At 58.7% G+C, this 19698-nt stretch carries 18 protein-coding genes; 4 read left to right on the forward strand and 14 right to left on the reverse strand.

The annotated features are described in order from the left end of the window. Window positions 1–20 precede the first annotated feature (20 nt). Window positions 21–803 (reverse strand): deoxyribose-phosphate aldolase, encoded by a 783-nt coding sequence (gene deoC, locus FJU30_RS01670; RefSeq protein ID WP_150433698.1) that lies wholly within the window; start codon window positions 801–803, stop codon window positions 21–23. 513 nt (window positions 804–1316) lie between these two features. On the opposite strand from deoC, the gene FJU30_RS01675 reads away from it, so the two are divergent. Then, a complete protein-coding gene (locus FJU30_RS01675) occupies window positions 1317–1628 on the forward strand; it encodes a GIY-YIG nuclease family protein (protein WP_150433699.1) in 312 nt (103 codons plus the stop codon). Here FJU30_RS01675 and FJU30_RS01680 read toward each other — a convergent pair. Next, window positions 1615–2118: a GNAT family N-acetyltransferase gene (locus FJU30_RS01680; protein WP_150433700.1), complete on the reverse strand. Its 504-nt coding sequence runs from the start codon at window positions 2116–2118 to the stop codon at window positions 1615–1617. The two genes, FJU30_RS01675 and FJU30_RS01680, sit on opposite strands and share 14 nt — an antisense overlap. Beyond that, window positions 2112–2636 carry a ubiquinone anaerobic biosynthesis accessory factor UbiT gene (gene ubiT, locus FJU30_RS01685; RefSeq protein WP_150433701.1) on the reverse strand — a complete coding sequence of 175 codons (525 nt, stop codon included), beginning with the start codon at window positions 2634–2636 and terminating at the stop codon, window positions 2112–2114. Before ubiT ends, FJU30_RS01680 begins: the two co-directional genes overlap by 7 nt. A gap of 411 nt (window positions 2637–3047) precedes the next feature. Here ubiT and ubiU point away from each other — a divergent pair, with 411 nt between their 5' ends. Together ubiU and FJU30_RS01695 are read left to right on the forward strand one after the other, a co-directional pair. After that, complete coding sequence (ubiU, locus tag FJU30_RS01690) at window positions 3048–4043, forward strand: ubiquinone anaerobic biosynthesis protein UbiU (RefSeq protein WP_150433702.1); 996 nt, start codon at window positions 3048–3050, stop codon at window positions 4041–4043. A 12-nt stretch (window positions 4044–4055) separates the two neighbouring features. Next, complete coding sequence (locus FJU30_RS01695) at window positions 4056–4934, forward strand: U32 family peptidase (protein WP_150433703.1); 879 nt, start codon at window positions 4056–4058, stop codon at window positions 4932–4934. A 64-nt stretch (window positions 4935–4998) separates the two neighbouring features. On the opposite strand, the gene FJU30_RS01700 is transcribed toward FJU30_RS01695, so the two are convergent. From FJU30_RS01700 to FJU30_RS01710, 3 genes are read right to left on the reverse strand one after another with little or no spacing between them, the layout of a single operon-like run. Continuing rightward, window positions 4999–6135, reverse strand: a complete 1137-nt coding sequence (locus FJU30_RS01700; RefSeq protein WP_150433704.1) for an ABC transporter permease — start codon at window positions 6133–6135, stop codon at window positions 4999–5001. Beyond that, window positions 6132–7286, reverse strand: a complete 1155-nt coding sequence (locus tag FJU30_RS01705; protein ID WP_150433705.1) for an ABC transporter permease — start codon at window positions 7284–7286, stop codon at window positions 6132–6134. Before FJU30_RS01705 ends, FJU30_RS01700 begins: the two co-directional genes overlap by 4 nt. Continuing rightward, window positions 7268–8239: an HlyD family secretion protein gene (locus FJU30_RS01710; protein WP_150433706.1), complete on the reverse strand. Its 972-nt coding sequence runs from the start codon at window positions 8237–8239 to the stop codon at window positions 7268–7270. Before FJU30_RS01710 ends, FJU30_RS01705 begins: the two co-directional genes overlap by 19 nt. Before the next feature lie 260 nt (window positions 8240–8499). Here FJU30_RS01710 and FJU30_RS01715 point away from each other — a divergent pair, with 260 nt between their 5' ends. Next, window positions 8500–9504 carry a luciferase-like monooxygenase gene (locus FJU30_RS01715; protein WP_150433707.1) on the forward strand — a complete coding sequence of 335 codons (1005 nt, stop codon included), beginning with the start codon at window positions 8500–8502 and terminating at the stop codon, window positions 9502–9504. A 169-nt stretch (window positions 9505–9673) separates the two neighbouring features. Here FJU30_RS01715 and FJU30_RS01720 read toward each other — a convergent pair whose 3' ends face one another. The 8 genes from FJU30_RS01720 to infB all read right to left on the reverse strand — a co-directional run bounded on the left by FJU30_RS01720 (window position 9674) and on the right by infB (window position 19673). Continuing rightward, a complete protein-coding gene (locus FJU30_RS01720; protein WP_150433708.1) occupies window positions 9674–11590 on the reverse strand; it encodes a DEAD/DEAH family ATP-dependent RNA helicase in 1917 nt (638 codons plus the stop codon). Further along, on the reverse strand, window positions 11580–11660 hold the full coding sequence (gene yrbN / locus FJU30_RS27560) for a protein YrbN (protein ID WP_150433851.1): 81 nt from the start codon (window positions 11658–11660) through the stop codon (window positions 11580–11582). The genes FJU30_RS01720 and yrbN overlap by 11 nt, the downstream gene beginning before the upstream one ends. 103 nt (window positions 11661–11763) lie before the next feature. Then, entirely contained in the window at window positions 11764–12648 is an 885-nt protein-coding gene (gene nlpI, locus FJU30_RS01730) for a lipoprotein NlpI (RefSeq protein WP_150433709.1), read from the reverse strand. 127 nt (window positions 12649–12775) lie between these two features. Beyond that, window positions 12776–14899 carry a polyribonucleotide nucleotidyltransferase gene (gene pnp / locus FJU30_RS01735; protein WP_150433710.1) on the reverse strand — a complete coding sequence of 708 codons (2124 nt, stop codon included), beginning with the start codon at window positions 14897–14899 and terminating at the stop codon, window positions 12776–12778. Between the two features lie 247 nt (window positions 14900–15146). Then, the gene (gene rpsO, locus FJU30_RS01740; protein WP_150433711.1) at window positions 15147–15416 is read right to left on the reverse strand and encodes a 30S ribosomal protein S15; all 270 of its coding nucleotides are present in this window, start codon (window positions 15414–15416) and stop codon (window positions 15147–15149) included. A gap of 122 nt (window positions 15417–15538) precedes the next feature. Further along, complete coding sequence (gene truB / locus FJU30_RS01745; protein ID WP_150433712.1) at window positions 15539–16483, reverse strand: tRNA pseudouridine(55) synthase TruB; 945 nt, start codon at window positions 16481–16483, stop codon at window positions 15539–15541. Next, window positions 16483–16893 carry a 30S ribosome-binding factor RbfA gene (gene rbfA, locus FJU30_RS01750; protein ID WP_150433713.1) on the reverse strand — a complete coding sequence of 137 codons (411 nt, stop codon included), beginning with the start codon at window positions 16891–16893 and terminating at the stop codon, window positions 16483–16485. The genes truB and rbfA overlap by 1 nt, the downstream gene beginning before the upstream one ends. Before the next feature lie 74 nt (window positions 16894–16967). Next, complete coding sequence (gene infB / locus FJU30_RS01755) at window positions 16968–19673, reverse strand: translation initiation factor IF-2 (protein WP_150433714.1); 2706 nt, start codon at window positions 19671–19673, stop codon at window positions 16968–16970. Between the last annotated feature and the right edge of the window lie 25 nt (window positions 19674–19698).

The following is a 19698-nucleotide window of genomic DNA, read 5'->3' on the forward strand; positions in this document are numbered from 1 at the left end:
GAGTCGGCCGCGCCGGACTATCAGTAACCGCCGCGCGGGGCGGCGTCCGGCGCCTGCCCCAGCGTGGTCAACAGGCTGCCGAGCAAACTGGATGCGCCGAAACGGAAGTGACGCGCGTCCACCCACGCCGACCCCATGATGCGATCCGCCAGTTGCAGATAATCGGCGGCTTCCTGCGTCGTACGTACGCCGCCGGCGGCTTTAAAACCTACGCGCTGCGCGGCGTTTTTGTCGCGAATGGTCTGCAACATCAGTCCGGCGCTATGCAGCGTGGCGTTAACCGGCACTTTGCCGGTCGAGGTTTTAATAAAATCGGCGCCGGCATCGATCGCGATCTCGCTGGCCTGACGGATTAGCGCATCCTGCGCCAGTTCGCCGCTTTCTATAATCACCTTGAGCAACACCTGCGCCCCGGCGCACACCTGTTTACAGGCGCTGACCAGCGCAAATCCCGTTTGCGTATCGCCGGCCATCAACGCGCGGTAAGGGAACACCACGTCCACTTCGTCCGCGCCGAGTTCAACCGCGGCGCGCGTTTCCGCCACCGCCTGCGCGATATCGGCATTGCCGTGCGGGAAATTGGTCACGGTGGCGATACGCAACGCCGGCGTGCCCTGTTCGGTCAACGCCCGGCGGGCGACGGGAATAAAGCGCGGGTAAATACAAACGGCCGCCGTTTGTCCTGCCGGGCTGCTGGCCTGACGGCACAGCGCAATCACCTTCTCATCGGTATCGTCATCGTTCAGCGTGGTCAAATCCATCAGTTGTAATGCACGCTGCGCAACGGCAGTTAAATCCGTCATATAAGCTCCAACTCGTCAACCGGTTAACAGGATAGCACTGAGCGACCGAAATGCGCCGACCGCTCGCTGATTATAGCCGCCCGTCTTCACAATGCCGGAAGACGGCAAACGAGCCAATCCCCGGGCGATAAATCCCCCTGACGCGGCCATCAACATTAGTTTCGCCGCAGAGGCTTCATCCGGGGCAAACCGTCGCGCGGCGACCCGATTATTTCAGCATGTCGTAGCGCGTCATTTTGTGGTTTTCTTCACATGTAATGAAAACAAAATGCAACACGATGTAATTATATGTGATTTATATCACAAAAAACCCCAAAACAGCGCGTCAGATCCTGAGTCTACACGCCATAGATTGCAGGATTAAGCAAGGCGCAAATGTGGCGCATCGCGCGGAGGGATACGCAGAGCTCGCCCGGCTTGCCGGCTCGGACCGGAGAAATTAGCCGCAGGCCGCTGTCTTCCATGCGGCCTGCGCCGTAAAATAACGGCTCATCAGGCAGGCGCGGGAAAATCATGACGGACGGTAACGATGGCGATCGCTGGTATCTTTATATGGTGCAGACCGCGCGCGGCGCGCTGTACACCGGCATTACCACCGATGTGCGGCGCCGGGTGGCGCAGCATCAAAACGGTAAAGGCGCCAAAGCGCTGCGGGGGAAAGGCGAACTGAAGCTGGTGTTCCACTGCCTGGCGGGTAACCGCTCGCAGGCGCTGCGGCTGGAATATCGCGTCAAACAGCTAAACCGCCAGCAAAAATTAGACCTGCTGCAGGACCCGCCGGCGCGCTTATCGACGCTGCGGCAGGGAACGACTAAAGGTGACTAAACGGCTCGGCGTAGCTCACCAGCCCTTCTACGCCGCTAAAGGCGTCCGGCGACAGGCCGTAAACCTGAAAGGCCGCCTCGCTTTCCGGCCAGCGGCAATGCAGCCGATGGTCGGCGGCCGGAGTAAAGCCCAGCGCGGCGTAGTAAGCCGGCGAACCCAGCACCACCACCGCGGCATAGCCGAATTCGTTTAGCGCATCCAGCCCTTCATACACCAGTTGCCGGCCCAGTCCCTGACCGCGCAGCGAAGACTCCACCGCCAGCGGCGCCAGCGCGACCCACTGTAAATCGTCGCCGGCCAGCAGCACCGGGCTAAACGCCGCGTAGCCGACCACCCCGCCTTCGTCGTCGGTAGCGACGATCCCCAGCGTCAGCAGGCCGTCTTCGCGCAGATGGTGCACCAAATCGGCTTCGGCGCCGGTGGAAAACGAGCGGCGCAGCAGACGGTCAATGCCCGCGGCGTCGACCGGGATCTCCACCCGAACTAACATGATGCCGGCACGCGATCGCCGGAATGCGCCGCGTCCTCATGCAAACCCGCGTCAATAAAGGCGGCCAACTGAAGCAACCCCATGCGCAGCGGCGCGGGCATCGATTCGAGTTCTATCGCATCCATCAGGTTTTTGACGTACAGGCCCAGTTCCGTATCGCCTTCAATGCGCAAACGACGCTGGAAGAACAGCGTGTCCGGATCCTCGCGCCGCGCCGCGATCAAAATCAGATCGTTGGTATTGGCGCTGAAACTCACGTCGGCCTCCTGCTGGCGGCTGACCACCAGCCGCTCGTCCTGAACGGTGATAAACCATTGCAGACCCAGATCCCTGACTTCGACTTTCAACCAGCGATCGGTCAGAAACTCCAGTTCGCCCTCTTCCAGCGCCTGACGAAACTGCCAGCCCAGCAGTTGCTCCAGCAACTGACGCTGAATGGCAAAAGGAGTAAACCGTAACGGCTTGCTTAGCAGCCCCGGCGCCTGACGCACGATGTGCGCCCGTAATTTTTCCAACACTGACCTGCTCCTCTATCTGTCCCTTCATCTTTCAGGGTACACGATCGCGGCGGCTTTCGCTTGCCGGCTGATTGCCGCCGGCGAAGCCAGACTTCCGCCCGCATGCTGTAATCTGGCGATAGCGACCCGGCGTTAAGCCATTCTGCCACATTCGCGGACGCTGACCGCGGCCCGGGTCAATAATTTAGCCCGTAGCGCAAGGAATGTCGCTGATAACTTTCGTCGCATCCGCCATCGAATACACCAGAAACTGGTTTAAATCAAAGTCAGCGCCGGCCAGGTTAATTACTATTCCCCATCGTTAAAAATGTTCATCGACTGATAAAAAATTGCATCAGCCGGCCAACATTGCCCTCTTTTCACCTCGGGTGGTCTGATCATCAGCGCCTTTTGGTTAACGCAGGAATGTGTATGGAACTGCTCTGCCCCGCCGGGAATCTGCCGGCCCTGAAAGCGGCGATAGATAATGGCGCCGATGCGGTCTACATCGGCCTGAAAGACGATACCAACGCACGCCATTTCGCCGGACTCAATTTCACCGATAAAAAACTGCATGAAGCGCGCGAGTACGTACACCGGCACCGGCGCAAACTGCATATCGCGATCAATACTTTCGCCCACCCGGATGGCTATCAGCGCTGGCAACGGGCGGTCGACATGGCCGCCCAGTCCGGCGCCGACGTGCTGATTCTGGCCGATCTGGCGATGCTGGAATATGCCGCCGAACGCTATCCCTCGATTGAACGCCATGTATCGGTGCAGGCTTCGGCCACCAACGAACAGGCCATCCGCTTTTATCAGCGTCATTTCGACGTCGCGCGCGTGGTGCTGCCGCGCGTGCTGTCCATTCATCAGGTTAAACAGCTGGCGCGCGCCACGCCGGTGCCGCTGGAGGTCTTCGCCTTCGGCAGCCTGTGCATCATGGCCGAAGGACGCTGCTACCTGTCGTCGTACCTGACGGGCGAATCCCCCAACACGGTGGGCGCCTGTTCGCCCGCGCGCTTTGTCCGCTGGCAGCAGACGGCGCACGGCATGGAGTCGCGCCTGAACGATGTCCTGATCGATCGCTATCAGGACGATGAGAATGCCGGCTACCCCACGCTGTGCAAAGGCCGCTATCTGGTGGGCGGCCAGCGCTATCACGCGCTGGAAGAGCCGACCAGCCTGAACACGCTGGAACTGCTGCCGGAATTGATCGGCGCCAATATCGCCTCGGTGAAAATTGAAGGGCGCCAGCGCAGCCCGGCCTACGTCAGTCAGATCACCCGCGTCTGGCGTCAGGCGATTGATCGCTGCAAGGCCGACCCGGCCGGCTTTCAGCCCAGCCAGGCGTGGATGGACGCGCTGGGCGCCGTGGCGGAAGGCACGCAAACCACGCTGGGCGCTTATCACCGTAAGTGGCAGTAACCGGAGAACAGAATGAAATATGCACTCGGATCGATCCTCTATTACTGGCCGAAGGCCGGGGTCGAAGCCTTTTATCAGGCGGCGGCCGACAGCAGCGCCGACATTATCTACCTGGGCGAGAGCGTATGCAGCAAACGACGCCAGCTGAAGGCCGGCGACTGGCTCGAACTGGCGCAGCAAATCGCCGCATCCGGCAAACAGGTGGTCATCTCCACCCTTGCGCTGCTCCAGTCGCCTTCGGAACTGACCGAGCTAAAACGCTACGTGGAAAACGGCGACTTTCTGCTGGAAGCCAACGACCTGGGCACCGTGAATATGGCGGCCGAGCGCGGCCTGCCGTTCGTCGCCGGGCACGCGCTGAACTGCTATAACGCCTACACCCTGCGGCTGCTGCACAAACAGGGCATGGTGCGCTGGTGTATGCCGGTGGAGCTGTCGCGCGACTGGCTGCAAAACCTGCTCAATCAGTGCGAAGAGCTGGGGTTCCGCCACGGTTTCGAGGTGGAAGTGCTTAGCTACGGCCATTTGCCGCTGGCCTATTCGGCCCGCTGCTTCACCGCGCGTTCGGAAAACCGCGCCAAGGACGAATGCGAAACCTGCTGCATCAACTACCCGCAGGGGCGCCAGGTCTATACCCAGGAAAACCAGCAGGTGTTTGTGCTGAACGGCATTCAGACGCAAAGCGGCTACTGCTACAACCTCGGCAACGAACTGCCTTCGATGCGCGGTCTGGTGGATATTGTCCGGCTGTCGCCGATGGGGCTCGATACGCTAACCATGCTGGACCGGTTTCGCGCCAACGAGCAGGGGCAGGCGCCGCTCGATCTGCAGGATCGCGCCGACTGCAACGGATACTGGCGCCGGGTGCCCGGTCTGGAACTGGTATCCTGACGCCGTGTGACGTGCGCCGCGCTCGCCGGCCAGACCGGCGAGCAGCGGTCCGCCGCTGAGATCGTCAACCGCGCCGGCGCAATAGCTGGCGCAGACGGCCGGTGTTATGCAGCAGCCCCACGCCCACGCCGAGCAGAGTATAGACCAGCCCCAGAATCAGCAGCATCATCACGTCGCGCCCGACCTCGCTCAGCGGCAGGTTCATCTGGTTGACGCCGGCGATCGCCCGCGTGGCCCAGGTGGAGGGCAACGCCGATGAAATCGCCTGCACCCAGCCGGGCATTGACTGCACCGGCCAGAGAGTGCCGGAAAGATAGAAGACCGGCATGGTGACGAACGACAGCGTCAGATAAATCATCTCCACGCGGCGCAGGCACTCGGTCAGCAGCTTGCCCAGACCAAGCACCGCCAGCAGGAACGGGAAGGTCAGCAGCAGAATCTCGGCAATATTCGCCGTCTGCCGGTAGCCCAACACCCAGGGCCACAGCACGAACAGCACAATCGACAGAAACAGCCAGATCGGCAGCAGCGCCGACAAACCGCCGAGATAGATTGGTATGGTCGGCTTGCCCTGCGGCGAACTCTTCAGCGCAATACTCACCCGCACGCAGGCAATCAACAGAGAATGCTGCAGCAGCATTACCAGCAGGCCGGGAAAAATAATCGCCGCGAAGCTGACGCCGGGATTAAATAGCCCCTGCGTTTGCCCCACCACCGGCGTCAAAATCACCCGCGCCTGCGCCTCGCTGAAACCGCTGCGCTGCAGCAAATTGCTGTTGTAATCGCTCAGCAGTTGTTGCCAGGCCGCCATCACGTCCTGCTGAATCTGTCCGTTCGCCAGACGGTTGGTCGCATCGCCGTAGGCCGGAACCACGATAGTCTCGCCGGCGAGGATCTTTTTCTCCAGATCCAGGGGCAGGATAATCACGGCAAACAATTTACGCAGCACCAGATCGCGTTGCGCGTCCGGCAGATTATCGTAGGTTCTGACCGCGATTTTCGACGTGGCGTCCAGATCGCGCATCAACTGGCGACTGGCGTTGCTGTGATCCTGATCGATCACCGCCACCGGGAGATCCCACACCGAGCGATTGGCGTACACCATGCTCATCACGCACAGCGACACCAGCAGCATCATCCACATCGGGCGCTCCAGCATCCCGATCAGCACCCGGCTGAACGTCTTCCAGTAGCTGCTCACTGTATCTCCTCCTGCTGGCTCAGACGCTGATAAAGCCGGTTACGCACCAGCAACCCCGTCACCAGCGGGTAGGCCAGCAGCAGCGCGCAAACGCTCAGCACCGAGGAGAGCGAAACCTGACGCAGGAAAATATCAAACATGGCGTATAGCGCGTGCGTCAACGGCTCGATCTGCGCCACGATCTGCGCCGGCAGCGGCATCGACAGTTCCGGCACCGCCAGACCGGAAAACGTCAGCGCGATACTGACAATGATGCCCATCATGGTATAGGCGGTCAGCGCCGTGCGGGTGTAGGTAAACAGCAGCATCCCGATACTCTGCGCCGCCATCACATAGAAAAAACCCACCAGCAACATATACAGCGGGTTACCGTTCACATGGGCATCCGACGCCCAGACCAGAATGGCGATTTCGACAATCAGCAGCACGGTATAGCACAGAGTATAGGGCGCCAGCCTGCCCAACACCGCCAGCACAAACGGACGCCGGTTAACCACATCCTTGCTGCGAGCCAGCACATAGATCATGCAGGTGACGGCGAACAGCTGCAACAAATGGATGGTGGCGGCGAACTGCTGGTAGTAGATATAGCTGCCGCTGGCGTTGAACAGACTGCCATACGACAGACTGACATTCGCCAGCGCCGGCAGAGTCTGGCCGGATTGCGCCGCGATAACGCTGCGGTACTGGCTGTTGATCTCCGTCATCAGCGTGCTGAAATCCTGGGTGGAGTAGAAGCCGGCGCCGTAAAACAGCGCATTGTAGTAAAAGGTGACGCTCGGCTGCCGGCCGGCCAGCGCATCGGCCTCAAAATCCTCCGGGATGTAGAGCATGCCGTAATCCTGCGCGCTGCGCAGGCGCTGCAGCGACTCGGCCATGCCGCCGGGCCAGGGCACGACGCGGGCATGAGATCCGGCGTCCAGCTTGCGGATCAAATTGCGCGATAGCGGGCTGTGATCGTTATCGATCGCCGATACCGGCAGATCCTGCATCGTCCCGACGGAAAAAATGCTGCCCAGCAGAATAAACAGCAGCAGCGGGAAGCACCAGCCCAGCCAGTGCAGCACCGGACTGCGCAGCGCTCTGTTTACCTCCTGACGAAACGACGCGCTGAAGCAACGCCAGCCGGCGCTTACTCTTTCCACTGCCATAGCGCGCTCATTCCCGGCCTCAGTCCTTCCTGCGGCTGCAGCGGATACAGCCGGACCTCGAAGGTCTTCAGATCGAAATCGCCGGTGGCCCGCGTGGCGCGTTTGGTGGCGTAGTCGCCCAGCGGGGCGATATAGCGCACCTCGGCGTCAATCATGCGGTTATTCAGCGCCGGCACGCGCAGCGCGATGCGCTCGCCTTTACGCACGTTAGCCAGAATATCCTCTCGCAGATTGAACACGAACCAGGCCTGAGGAACCCGCACCAGGGTGATCAACGGGCTGGAGGCGCTGAGCAAAACCCCCACCTCGGCCGGGATCGGCCCGACTTCGCCGTCGACCGGCGCCCTGACCTGCAGTTCGTCGGCCTGCGCTTTGATTTCCAGCAGTTGCTGTTCGGCCTGACGCAGCGCGGCGGCGTAGTTTTCCCGCTGTTCCGGTCGGTCGCCGTGCAGCCCCTCGTCCAGACTGGCCTGGGCCGCCTGAACCTGCTGCCAGGCGCTGTCGCGCGCCTCGCGCGCGCTGTCCAGCGCCGAGGCCGAAGCATAGCCTCTGGCCGCGATGTTGCTCTGACGATTATATTCATGCAGCGCGTTTTGATATTCCGCCTGCGACTGCGCCAGCGTGGCGCGCAGATTACGAATGCTCTCTTCGCGCGTGCCGTGTTCGGACTGGTCCAGCAGGGCTTTCGCCTGATCTCTGGCGGCCTCCGCCGCTCGCAGCTGCGCGACTAATTCAGCATTATCCAGCGTAATCAACAGCTGGCCGGCCTTCACGTCGTCGCCGCGCTGCACATGCCGCTCGATTACCCGTCCCGAGGCTTTGGAGGCCACAATCACTTCCTGGGCATCGACCTCGCCCTGCAACAAAACATCCTGATTATTGGCCCGAAAAAGAACGGCCAGCGCTATAACGACCACAACCAGCAGTATCGTAAACCGCGTCTTTTTATTCATTTATAATGCTCCAGACTTGCCTTACGCAGATCGCTTCGTTACGCTGCGCGACGCGCCTCACCGCTGTGGAAATAAACAACCCAACAACAATAAAAACAATTGCGCTACATTGTAGCGCGATAGCTGCGCCATGTTTAAGCATAAAACAACATCGCGCCATCTCCAGCGGCAGGAAAGCGGTCATTCAGCCCGGAACTATAAAATTTCGTCAAACGGCGCAATACTCAGAGTATCCGCAACTCATACAGTGAGCACCGTCTATGTCTGCCGACCTTCAGTCTACTCCCTTTTCCATTCTCGACCTGGCGCCGATCCCGGACGGACGGACGGCGCGGGATGCGTTCCATCACTCGCTGGATTTGGCGCAGCTCGCGGAACAGCATGGCTACCACCGCTACTGGCTGGCTGAACACCACAATATGACCGGTATCGCCAGCGCCGCTACCTCGGTTCTGATCGGCTATCTGGCCGCCGGCACTGACCGTATCCGCCTCGGCGCCGGCGGCGTTATGTTGCCCAACCATGCGCCGCTGGTGATCGCCGAGCAGTTTGGCACGCTGGAATCGCTCTATCCGGGCCGCATCGATCTGGGACTGGGCCGCGCGCCCGGCACCGACCCGCGCACCATGCAGGCGCTGCGTCGCCACCTTAACGGCGACGCGGACGGTTTCCCGCGCGACGTGGAAGAGCTACAGCGCTATTTCGCGCCGGCCGAAGCCAATCAGGCGGTTCAGGCGGTGCCCGGTCAGGGTCTGCAGGTTCCTCTCTGGCTGCTCGGCTCCAGCCTGTACAGCGCGCAGTTGGCCGCCGCGCTGGGCCTGCCGTTCGCCTTCGCGTCGCATTTCGCGCCCGACATGCTGCTGCAGGCGCTCAGTCTGTACCGGCAAAACTTTAAACCGTCCGAGGCGCTGGCGGCGCCCTACGCCATGGTGTGCGTCAATGTCATCGCCGCGGACAGCGACAGAGACGCGCGCTACCTGTTCACCTCGCAGCAACAGCAGTTCATTAACCTGCGGCGCGGTCGGCCTGGCCCGCTGCCGGCGCCGGTGGAGGACATTGAAACGCTGGCCGCGCCGGCGGAACTGTTCGGCGTCGACCAGGCCCTGCGTTTATCCATCGTCGGCGACAGCAATAAAGTGCGCCACGGCCTGCAAAGCCTGCTGCGTGAAACCCAGGCCAGCGAGATCATGGTCAACGGACAGATTTTCGATCATGCCGCCCGACGCCGCTCGTTCGAGCTGATCATGGCGCTGCGCCAGGCCTAAGCCGGGCGGGCAAAACAATCGCCGCCTCCCGAGGCGGGGGTTTAGGGCTGACAAAAAAAAACGGCCCCCGCCAGGCGGGAGCCGTTTTATAACAACAGGGGGCGGTTTAACGTTTATCCGTGGATATTTCGTTTAGTCCGCGCCCGTCGTGGTTTTATCGATCGGGTTATCAGGCATCGACCGGACGACGACGCTGCGGCGCAGCACCATCCTCGCGACGCGGCGCACGCTGACCGTCACGGTAGCCGCCGCGCGCGCCTTCACGGCGATCGCCGGAGAACGAACGACGAGCGTTGCCGCCTTCGCGACGTTCGCCGCCGCCGAATGAACGGCCGCCTTCACGACGCTCGCCACCGGCAGGACGGCCGCTGCGGCGTTCGCCATCGCGACGCTCATAAGGCTGAGCCTCGCCCAGTAACTGCATATTCATCGGCTTGTTCAGAATACGCGTACGGGTGAAGTGCGATAACAGGTCGCCCGGCATGCCTTTCGGCAGTTCAATCGTAGAATGGGAAGCGAACAGCTTAATGTTGCCGATATAGCGGCTGCTGATATCCCCTTCGTTGGCGATAGCGCCGACGATATGACGGACTTCAACGCCGTCATCGCGACCCACTTCGATACGGTACAGTTCCATTTCGCCGGCGTCACGACGTTCACGACGCTGCGGACGATCGCCGCCGTCACGGCTGTCGCGACGACGATCGCCGCCACGGTCGTCACGATCGCGAAACTCACGACGCGGACGACGTTCCATTGCCGCATCCGGCGGCAGAATCAGCGGACGTTCGCCCTGCGCCATTTTCAGCAGCGCGGCGGCCAGCGTTTCCATATCCAGCTCTTCTTCCGGCTGCAGTTTGCTCAGCAGAGCGCGATACATATCCAGATCGCTGCTTTCCAGCTGCAGCTGAACTTTCGCGGCGAACTTCGCCAGACGACGTTGCCCCAGCAGTTCGGCATTCGGCAGTTCGACTTCAGGGATCGTCAGCTTCATGGTGCGTTCGATATTGCGCAGCAGGCGGCGTTCACGGTTTTCCACGAACAGCAGCGCGCGGCCGGCGCGACCGGCACGGCCGGTACGGCCAATACGGTGCACGTAAGACTCGGAGTCCATCGGAATATCGTAGTTCACCACCAGGCTGATACGCTCAACGTCCAGACCACGAGCGGCCACGTCGGTTGCAATCAGAATATCCAGACGGCCGTCTTTCAGACGTTCCAGCGTTTGTTCACGCAGCGCCTGGTTCATATCGCCGTTCAGCGCGGCGCTGTTGTAGCCGCTGCGTTCCAGCGCTTCGGCCACTTCCAGCGTAGCGTTTTTGGTGCGTACGAAAATAATCGCGGCGTCAAAATCTTCCGCTTCCAGGAAACGCACCAGCGCTTCGTTTTTACGCATGCCGAACACCGTCCAGTAGCTCTGGCTGATATCCGGGCGGGTAGTCACGCTGGACTGAATACGCACTTCCTGCGGATCTTTCATGAAACGGCGCGTAATGCGGCGAATCGCTTCCGGCATGGTGGCGGAGAACAGCGCCGTCTGATGTTCAGCCGGGATCTGCGCCATGATGTTTTCCACATCATCAATAAAGCCCATACGCAGCATTTCGTCGGCTTCATCCAGAACCAGACCGCTCAGGTTAGACAGATCCAGCGTACCGCGCTTCAGGTGATCCAACAGACGACCCGGCGTACCCACTACGATCTGAGCGCCCTGACGCAGAGCGCGCAGCTGTACGTCATAACGTTGACCGCCATACAGCGCCACAACGTTAGTGCCGTGCATATGTTTAGCAAAATCAGTACAAGCTTCAGCAACCTGAACCGCCAGTTCACGGGTCGGCGCCAGCACCAGCACCTGCGGCGCTTTAATTTCAGGTTTTAAATTGTTCAGTAACGGTACCGCAAAGGCAGCCGTTTTACCGCTGCCGGTCTGCGCCATACCCAGCACATCACGCCCGTTCAGCAGGTGAGGAATACATTCCGCCTGAATCGGCGATGGTTTTTCGTAGCCCAGATCGGTCAGGGCATTAATAATCGGAGCACTCAGCCCCAAATCAGCAAAAGAGGTTTCAAACTCAGTAGTCATGTACACGTGCCTCATAAGAGATGGCGGCCAGTCTACATAACTCGTCGAGAAAATTTTCAGTCATTTTCATTGAAAAGTGTGAACCGGCTCAAATTGGATTAAAAAGCGAACAAAAAAGCCCTCACCCGCAAAGGTGATGAAAAAAAGTTATTCAGGCTGAAAATGTTCGTCAGCTATTGCTGGTCCGATCCTGATAGGTCGTCTTGCTCCTGGCCCAATAGCGCCAGTTCCAACAATGCATAGCGGTGCTCAACAAAATTATGAACATTGTTAGCAACCGTCAGCTTGAACAGCGCCGAAGCGGTGTTCTTGTCCCCCAGACTTAGGTAGTGCTTACCTAAATAGAAGTCAGTTTCACTGAGATGCTCAGCGAGCGAAGTGTTATCCGTTGCTTCTTCCTGCAGACGCTGCATCAGCGTTCTTTCGCTGATATCGCCCAGGTAGAATTCGACTATATTCCATCCCCACGGTCCCCTTTTCGCTTCGTCATAGCGTTTTCTCAACGCGACTTCGGCATCCTGTGGATTGATTTCTCGCTCCGCCAGGAACAGCCACAACGAACGGAAAGGATCGTTTGGATCGTCTCGATAAAACGCCAGCAGATCATCCTGCGCTAACAGATAGCGACCGCCATAGTACAAGGCGATGCCCCGGTTTAAACGCGCGTAATTGTAAGTTGGATCAAGCTCTAGTACAGAATCAAACGCTTCATAGGCAGCATCAAAATTGCCTGCCTGCGTTAAATATATCCCCAGATAGTTAAAAACTTCTGGAATATCAGGCCTGATAGCCAACGCTTGTGAAAAATCATTTCGCGCCAGCGCCCTCAGACCCAGACTATCATACAGCACTCCGCGCTCATATAATAGCTGTGCTCGTTCATCATCGGTTAAAGCCCGACTCGCAAGAATCTGCTCCATACGCGCCAGAATCACTTCCTGTTGTAATGCAGGCTGTAATGGAACTGCCAGAACTGCGTCTTTACGCCAATCAGTGTTGCTGCATCCTGCCAGCATAAGTGCTGTCGCAACGTAACACCAGCGCAAGAAAGGCCTCATTTCCCACTCCCGAAGACAAACATTGGATGAACATCCTGTCCCCGACTGCTCAAACGTAAAGGTGTCCCACCTATACGATACGAACAGCCCCCCGTCGCGCGGGGAGCTGCAGGACTGTTGTTAGCAGTTATTCTGCTTCCGGTGCTACGGCTGCAATATCGGAAGGCTGAGCATTCGCTTCTTTGATACTTAAACGGACCCGGCCCTGGCGGTCAACTTCCAGAACCTTAACCGGTACTTCCTGGCCCATTGCCAGATAGTCTGTCACTTTCTCAACGCGCTTGTCGGCGATTTGAGAAATATGCACCAGACCTTCTTTACCCCCGCCGATCGCCACGAAGGCGCCGAAATCGACGATGCGGGTCACTTTACCCTGATAGATACGTCCCACTTCGATTTCCGCGGTGATCTCTTCGATGCGGCGGATCGCGTGTTTCGCTTTCTCACCGTCGGTCGAGGCGATTTTCACCGTACCATCATCTTCAATCTCAATGGTCGTACCGGTTTCTTCAGTCAGCGCGCGAATAACCGAGCCGCCTTTACCGATGACGTCTTTGATCTTATCGGTGCTGATCTTGATGGTGTGAATACGCGGCGCGAATTCGGAGATATCGCCACGCGGCGTGCTGATCGCCTGTTCCATCACGCCCAGAATGTGCAGTCGCGCACCTTTGGCCTGATTCAGCGCCACCTGCATGATTTCACGCGTGATGCCTTCAATCTTGATATCCATCTGCAGCGCGGTAACGCCTTCGCGGCTACCGGCTACTTTAAAGTCCATATCGCCCAGGTGATCTTCATCGCCCAGAATATCTGATAGTACGACGAAGTTATCGCCCTCTTTCACCAGACCCATGGCGATACCGGCTACGGCAGCCTTAATCGGTACGCCGGCATCCATCAGCGCCAGCGAAGCGCCGCACACGGAAGCCATGGAAGAAGAGCCGTTAGACTCGGTGATTTCGGACACGACGCGCACGGTGTACGGGAATTCGTTCGCCTTCGGCATAACCGCCAGCACGCCGCGTTTCGCCAGACGGCCGTGGCCGATCTCACGACGCTTCGGCGAGCCGACCATACCGGTTTCGCCTACGGAGTACGGAGGGAAGTTGTAGTGCAACAGGAAGCGATCGGTGCGTTCGCCGGTCAGTTCGTCGATGGTCTGCGCATCGCGTTCGGTGCCCAGCGTGGCGGTAACCAGCGCCTGAGTTTCACCGCGGGTGAACAAAGCGGAGCCGTGAGTACGCGGCAGAACGCCGGTGCGCACGTCCAGACCACGAATCATGTCTTTTTCGCGACCGTCGATACGCGGCTCACCGCGCAGCACGCGGCTACGAACGACGTTTTTCTCAATGCCGCCGAGAATGTCCTGAATTTCACCGGCGTCCAGCGTTTCGTCTTCGGCCAGCAGCGCGGCTTCGACGTCGGCTTTAATCGCATCAACCTGAGCGTAACGTTCCTGCTTTTCCGTAATGCGGTAGGCATCTCCCAGGCGCGCTTCGGACAGATCTTTAACGCGCTGCAGTAAGGGGGCGTTGACTTCCTGCGCCTGCCATTCCCACTTCGGTTTACCGGCTTCGGCCACCAGCGAGTTAATGTTTTCAATCACCACCTGCTGCTGCTCGTGGCCAAACACCACGGCTCCCAGCATTTGATCTTCGGACAGCAGATCGGCTTCGGACTCCACCATCAGCACGGCGGCGGAGGTACCGGCCACGACCAGATCCAGACGGCTTTCTTTCAGCTCATCGGTAGTCGGGTTCAGTACATACTGATCGTTGATATAGCCCACGCGCGCGGCGCCAATCGGGCCGTTGAACGGAATGCCGGACAGGCTCAGCGCGGCGGATGCGCCGATCAGCGCGACGATATCCGGGTTAACCTGCGGGTTAACCGATACCACGGTGGCGATGACCTGCACTTCGTTGACGAAACCTTTCGGGAACAGCGGACGAACCGGGCGGTCGATCAGACGGCAAATCAGGGTTTCGCCCTCGCTCGGACGACCTTCACGGCGGAAGAAGCCGCCGGGGATACGGCCCGCAGCGTAGGTGCGTTCCTGGTAGTTAACGGTTAACGGGAAGAAGTCCTGACCCGGCTTCGCTTTCTTCGCGCCCACAACGGTAACGAAAACGGCGGTGTCATCCATGCTCACCATCACAGCGGCGGTGGCCTGGCGGGCCATCATACCGGTCTCAATCGTGACGGTATGCTGACCATATTGAAATTTACGAACGATCGGATTGAGCAAGATAATATCCTTTATTTAGGGCGCGGCGGCACAACAGCTCGCGCGCCTGTGAACAACCGATCCTGTCATCACATCCTCGCGACTAATGACAACCTTTACCCGGCCCCTGCCGTTAAAGCCTCTCATTAGCCGCGCGAACCGCTGCAATGCAAGATCCTGTTAAAACAACAACATATGACGCCGACTGGCTATCGATTCCTGGAAAAAAGGGGCCTTAACAGGCCCCTTTCTACTGAAACTCGCCAGATTAGCGACGCAGACCCAGACGTTCAATCAGGGTAGTGTAACGCGCTACATCCTTACGCTTCAGGTAGTCCAGCAGCTTACGACGCTGGGAAACCATACGCAGCAGACCACGACGACCATGGTGGTCTTTCTTGTGTTCGGCAAAGTGACCCTGCAGATGGTTGATCTGCGCAGTCAGCAAAGCAACCTGAACTTCGGTAGAACCACTGTCGTTAGCATCACGACCGAAGTCTGCAACGATCTTAGCTTTAGCTTCAACACTTAGAGACATAAGTACTCCAGAATTAAGTATAGATAAAAAAACGAGCGCCGATCTCTAATTCAGCCACTCAGGAATCAAGCCGCATTATTCTACTCTTAGCCCGATTCGATAGCAAGGCGACAAAATTTTGCTTATTGCGGGAACTCAACCACCAGACGACGCGGAGCGACCCGGCCGTCGTCATCGATGTCGCCAACGCCGATGAAGCGATGCTCCTCGCCTTCGGTAATGCGCACCATGCCCTGAGACGGCGCGTTTGCCGTCTGTACCGCCTGCCCCAGTTTGAGGTAACCGGCCACCACCGGGAGCAGGTTCACTTCAGGGAAATCCAGCACTGCGCTGTCCATCGGCAGCAACAGCGGATCCAGACGCTCGCGCGGCGCGCTTTCGTCGGCCTGAGCCTGCGCCAGCAATGCGTTGAGACGATCCAGCGTCACCATACGCTCAATGGGATAAGTCGCGACCTGCAGCCGACGCAGGAAGCTCACGTGCGCGCCGCACCCCAGCTTTTCGCCCAAATCATCGATGATGGTGCGAATATAGGTTCCTTTGGAACAGTGGATCTCCAGCTCCAGCTCAAGACCTTCCCAGCGGATAAATCGTAGTTCATAAACGGTAATATCGCGCGCTTCTCGTTCCACCACCAGTCCCTGGCGCGCATATTCATACAGCGGACGCCCCTGGTGTTTAAGTGCGGAATACATGGAAGGCACCTGCTGAGTGGTGCCGCGGAAGCTGTCCAGCGCCTGCTCCAGCTCGTCCGCGCTGAAGGCGACATCTCGCTCGGCGATAATGTTGCCTTCGGCATCCGAGGTATCGGTACGCTGGCCAAGGCGGGCCACTACGCGGTAGCGTTTATCCGAATCCAGCAGATAACGGGAAAACTTCGTCGCTTCCCCGAGGCAAATCGGCAGCATGCCGGTGGCCAGCGGATCCAGCGCGCCGGTGTGACCGGCCTTGTTGGCATTAAAGATGCGCTTTACTTTCTGCAGCGCGTCGTTAGAGGAAAGACCGTGCGGTTTATCCAGCAACAGAACGCCGTGAACGTCACGGCCGCGACGACGAGGACGACTCATCAGGATTCCTCGTCATGGCCTGATGCGGAGCGACGTTCGGCATCTTTCTTCACGACATCGCTCACCAGGTTGGACATACGCATGCCTTCCACCAGCGAACTGTCGTAGGCGAAGGTCAGCTCAGGCACCACGCGCAGGCGCATCGCTTTGCCGATCAGGCTGCGGATAAAGCCAGATGCGTCCTGCAGCGCCTTCACGCCGGTGATAATACGCTGCGGATCGTGATCGTCGGTCAGCACATCAAGGAACGTGACGTAGACTTTCGCATAGGCTAAGTCACGGGAGACTTCGACACCGGACACCGTCGCCATACCAACGCGCGGATCTTTCACCTCACGCTGCAAAATAATCGCTATCTCTTTTTGCATTTCCTGCGCGACACGTTGCGTGCGGCTAAATTCTTTTGCCATGATAAATTCTCCAGACAAAGCGGGGGGCTCAACGGCCCCCCTGGTGAATAACGTAGATTATCGCTGCGCGAGTCTTAGTCGATGGTGCGTTTGATCTCAATCGTTTCAAAAACTTCGATCACGTCGCCGGCACGAACATCATTATAGTTCTTCACGCCGATACCACATTCCATGCCGTTACGCACTTCGTTGACATCATCTTTGAAGCGGCGCAGGGATTCCAGCTCGCCTTCATAGATCACGATGTTTTCACGCAGCACGCGAATAGGATTGTGACGTTTCACCACGCCTTCGGTCACCATACAGCCGGCGATGGCGCCGAACTTCGGCGATTTGAACACATCGCGCACTTCGGCCAGACCGATGATCTGCTGTTTATACTCAGGCGACAGCATACCACTCATCGCCTGCTTCACTTCGTCAATCAGATCGTAGATAACGGAGTAATAACGCAGATCCAGACTTTCGGTTTCCACCACGCGACGCGCGGAGGCGTCGGCACGGACGTTGAAGCCAAGGATGATGGCGTTGGAAGCCGCCGCCAGCGTGGCGTCCGTTTCGGTAATGCCGCCCACGCCGATGCCCACGATTTTCACTTTCACTTCATCAGTGGACAGTTTCTGCAGCGCGTCGGAAATAGCTTCGCTCGAGCCCTGAACGTCGGCTTTCAGCACGATGTTCAGTTCGGAAACTTCGCCTTCCGTCATGTTCGCAAACATGTTTTCCAGTTTGGATTTCTGCTGACGCGCCAGTTTAACTTCGCGGAATTTACCCTGACGATAGAGAGCCACTTCACGCGCTTTTTTCTCGTCGCGCACCACGGTCGCTTCGTCACCTGCGGCCGGCACGCCGGACAGGCCCAGAATCTCAACCGGGATAGACGGACCGGCTTCGGTAATTTCGCGCCCCAGTTCGTCACGCATCGCACGCACACGGCCGTATTCGAAACCGCACAGCACGATATCGCCTTTATTCAGCGTACCTTCGCGCACCAGCACGGTGGCAACCGGACCGCGGCCTTTATCCAGGAAGGATTCAATGACCACGCCGCTCGCCATTCCTTTGCGGATCGCTTTCAGCTCCAGCACTTCGGCCTGCAGCAGAATCGCATCGAGCAGTTCATCGATACCGGTTCCGGCTTTGGCGGAAACGTGGACAAACTGCGACTCGCCGCCCCACTCTTCCGGCATGATGCCATACTGAGACAGCTCGGTTTTCACCCGATCAGGATCGGCTTCCGGCTTATCGATCTTGTTGACCGCAACCACAACCGGCACCTTAGCGGCTTTAGCATGCTGGATAGCTTCGATGGTCTGCGGCATCACGCCGTCATCGGCGGCCACCACCAGCACGACGATATCCGTCGCCTGGGCGCCGCGGGCACGCATCGCGGTAAACGCGGCGTGGCCGGGGGTATCCAGGAAGGTGATCATGCCGTTATCGGTCTCAACGTGATAAGCACCGATATGCTGGGTAATCCCGCCCGCCTCGCCGGCGGCGACTTTGGTTGAGCGAATATAGTCCAGCAGAGAAGTTTTACCGTGGTCGACGTGGCCCATGATGGTCACGACCGGCGCGCGCGATTCAGCCGCGGCCATACCGGTGTCGCGGTCGCTCATCACCGCTTCTTCCAGCTCGTTTTCACGACGCAGGATGACTTTGTGGCCCATTTCTTCCGCCACCAGCTGCGCGGTTTCCTGGTCGATGACCTGGTTAATGGTCGCCATGGCGCCCAGCTTCATCATGGTTTTAATAACCTGAGAGCCTTTAACCGCCATTTTGTTGGCCAATTCCGCCACGGTGACGGTTTCGCCGATCACTACGTCGCGGTTAACCGCCTGCGCCGGCTTGGTGAAGCTCTGCTGCAGAGTGCTCGGTTTACGTTTGCCCTTACCGCCGCGGGTAACGGCGCGCGCTTCTTCGCGATCGGCTTTGGATTCAGACAGGCGGTTGCCTTTCTTCTGTTTGGTCGCCTTACCGCCGCGCGTGCGGCTGCGGCGATCGCCCTCAACCTTGCGGTCGTTTTCATCTTCCGCCTGACGGGCATGCTGCGAGGTGGTGACATGATAATCAGCCGTTTCCACTTCTTCCGGCGCGGAATCTTTCCAGGCGCCCGTTTCGGCCATCTTACGCGCCTCTTCGGCCACGCGACGCGCATTTTCTTCAACTTTGCGCTGCGCTTCTTCTTCCGCTTTGCGTTTCAGCTCGGCGGCCTCGGCTTCACGGCGGGCCTTTTCGGCCTGCAACGGCCGGGCAATCGTTTCGTTTTGTTGGTTGGTCACTTTTTCTTTTTCCGCTACTTCACGCTTAGCTTGTTCAGCGGCCTCACGTTTGGCTTGCTCTTCAGCAGCACGTTTCGCCTGGTCTGCAGCTTCGCGTCGGGCTTTTTCTTCCGCCTCGCGTTTAGCCTGCTCTTCAGCGACTCGTTGCGCCTGTTCTTCCGCTTCACGCCGTGCCTGCTCTTCCGCCGCTGACTGATCAGCTTCCAGAGGATCGCGTTTCACATAAGTGCGTTTCTTGCGGACTTCTATCTGCACCGATTTACTTTTACCCCCGGTGCCCGGAATATTCAAGGTACTACGCGTTTTACGCTGCAACGTCAATTTTCCTGACGCCTGACCGCGCTCCCGGTTCAGGTGCGCCAGTAGCGTTTCTTTCTCGTGCTGGGTCACAGAATCCGACGCAGACTTGGTTACACCCGCGTCAGCAAACTGCTGTATCAGGCGGTCAACCGAAGTCTGAATCTCTGCGGCCAGCGATTTTACGGTTACATCTGTCATGCTGTTCCTTTCCTGCTACAGTTCG

The sequence above is a fragment of the Affinibrenneria salicis genome (assembly GCF_008710095.1).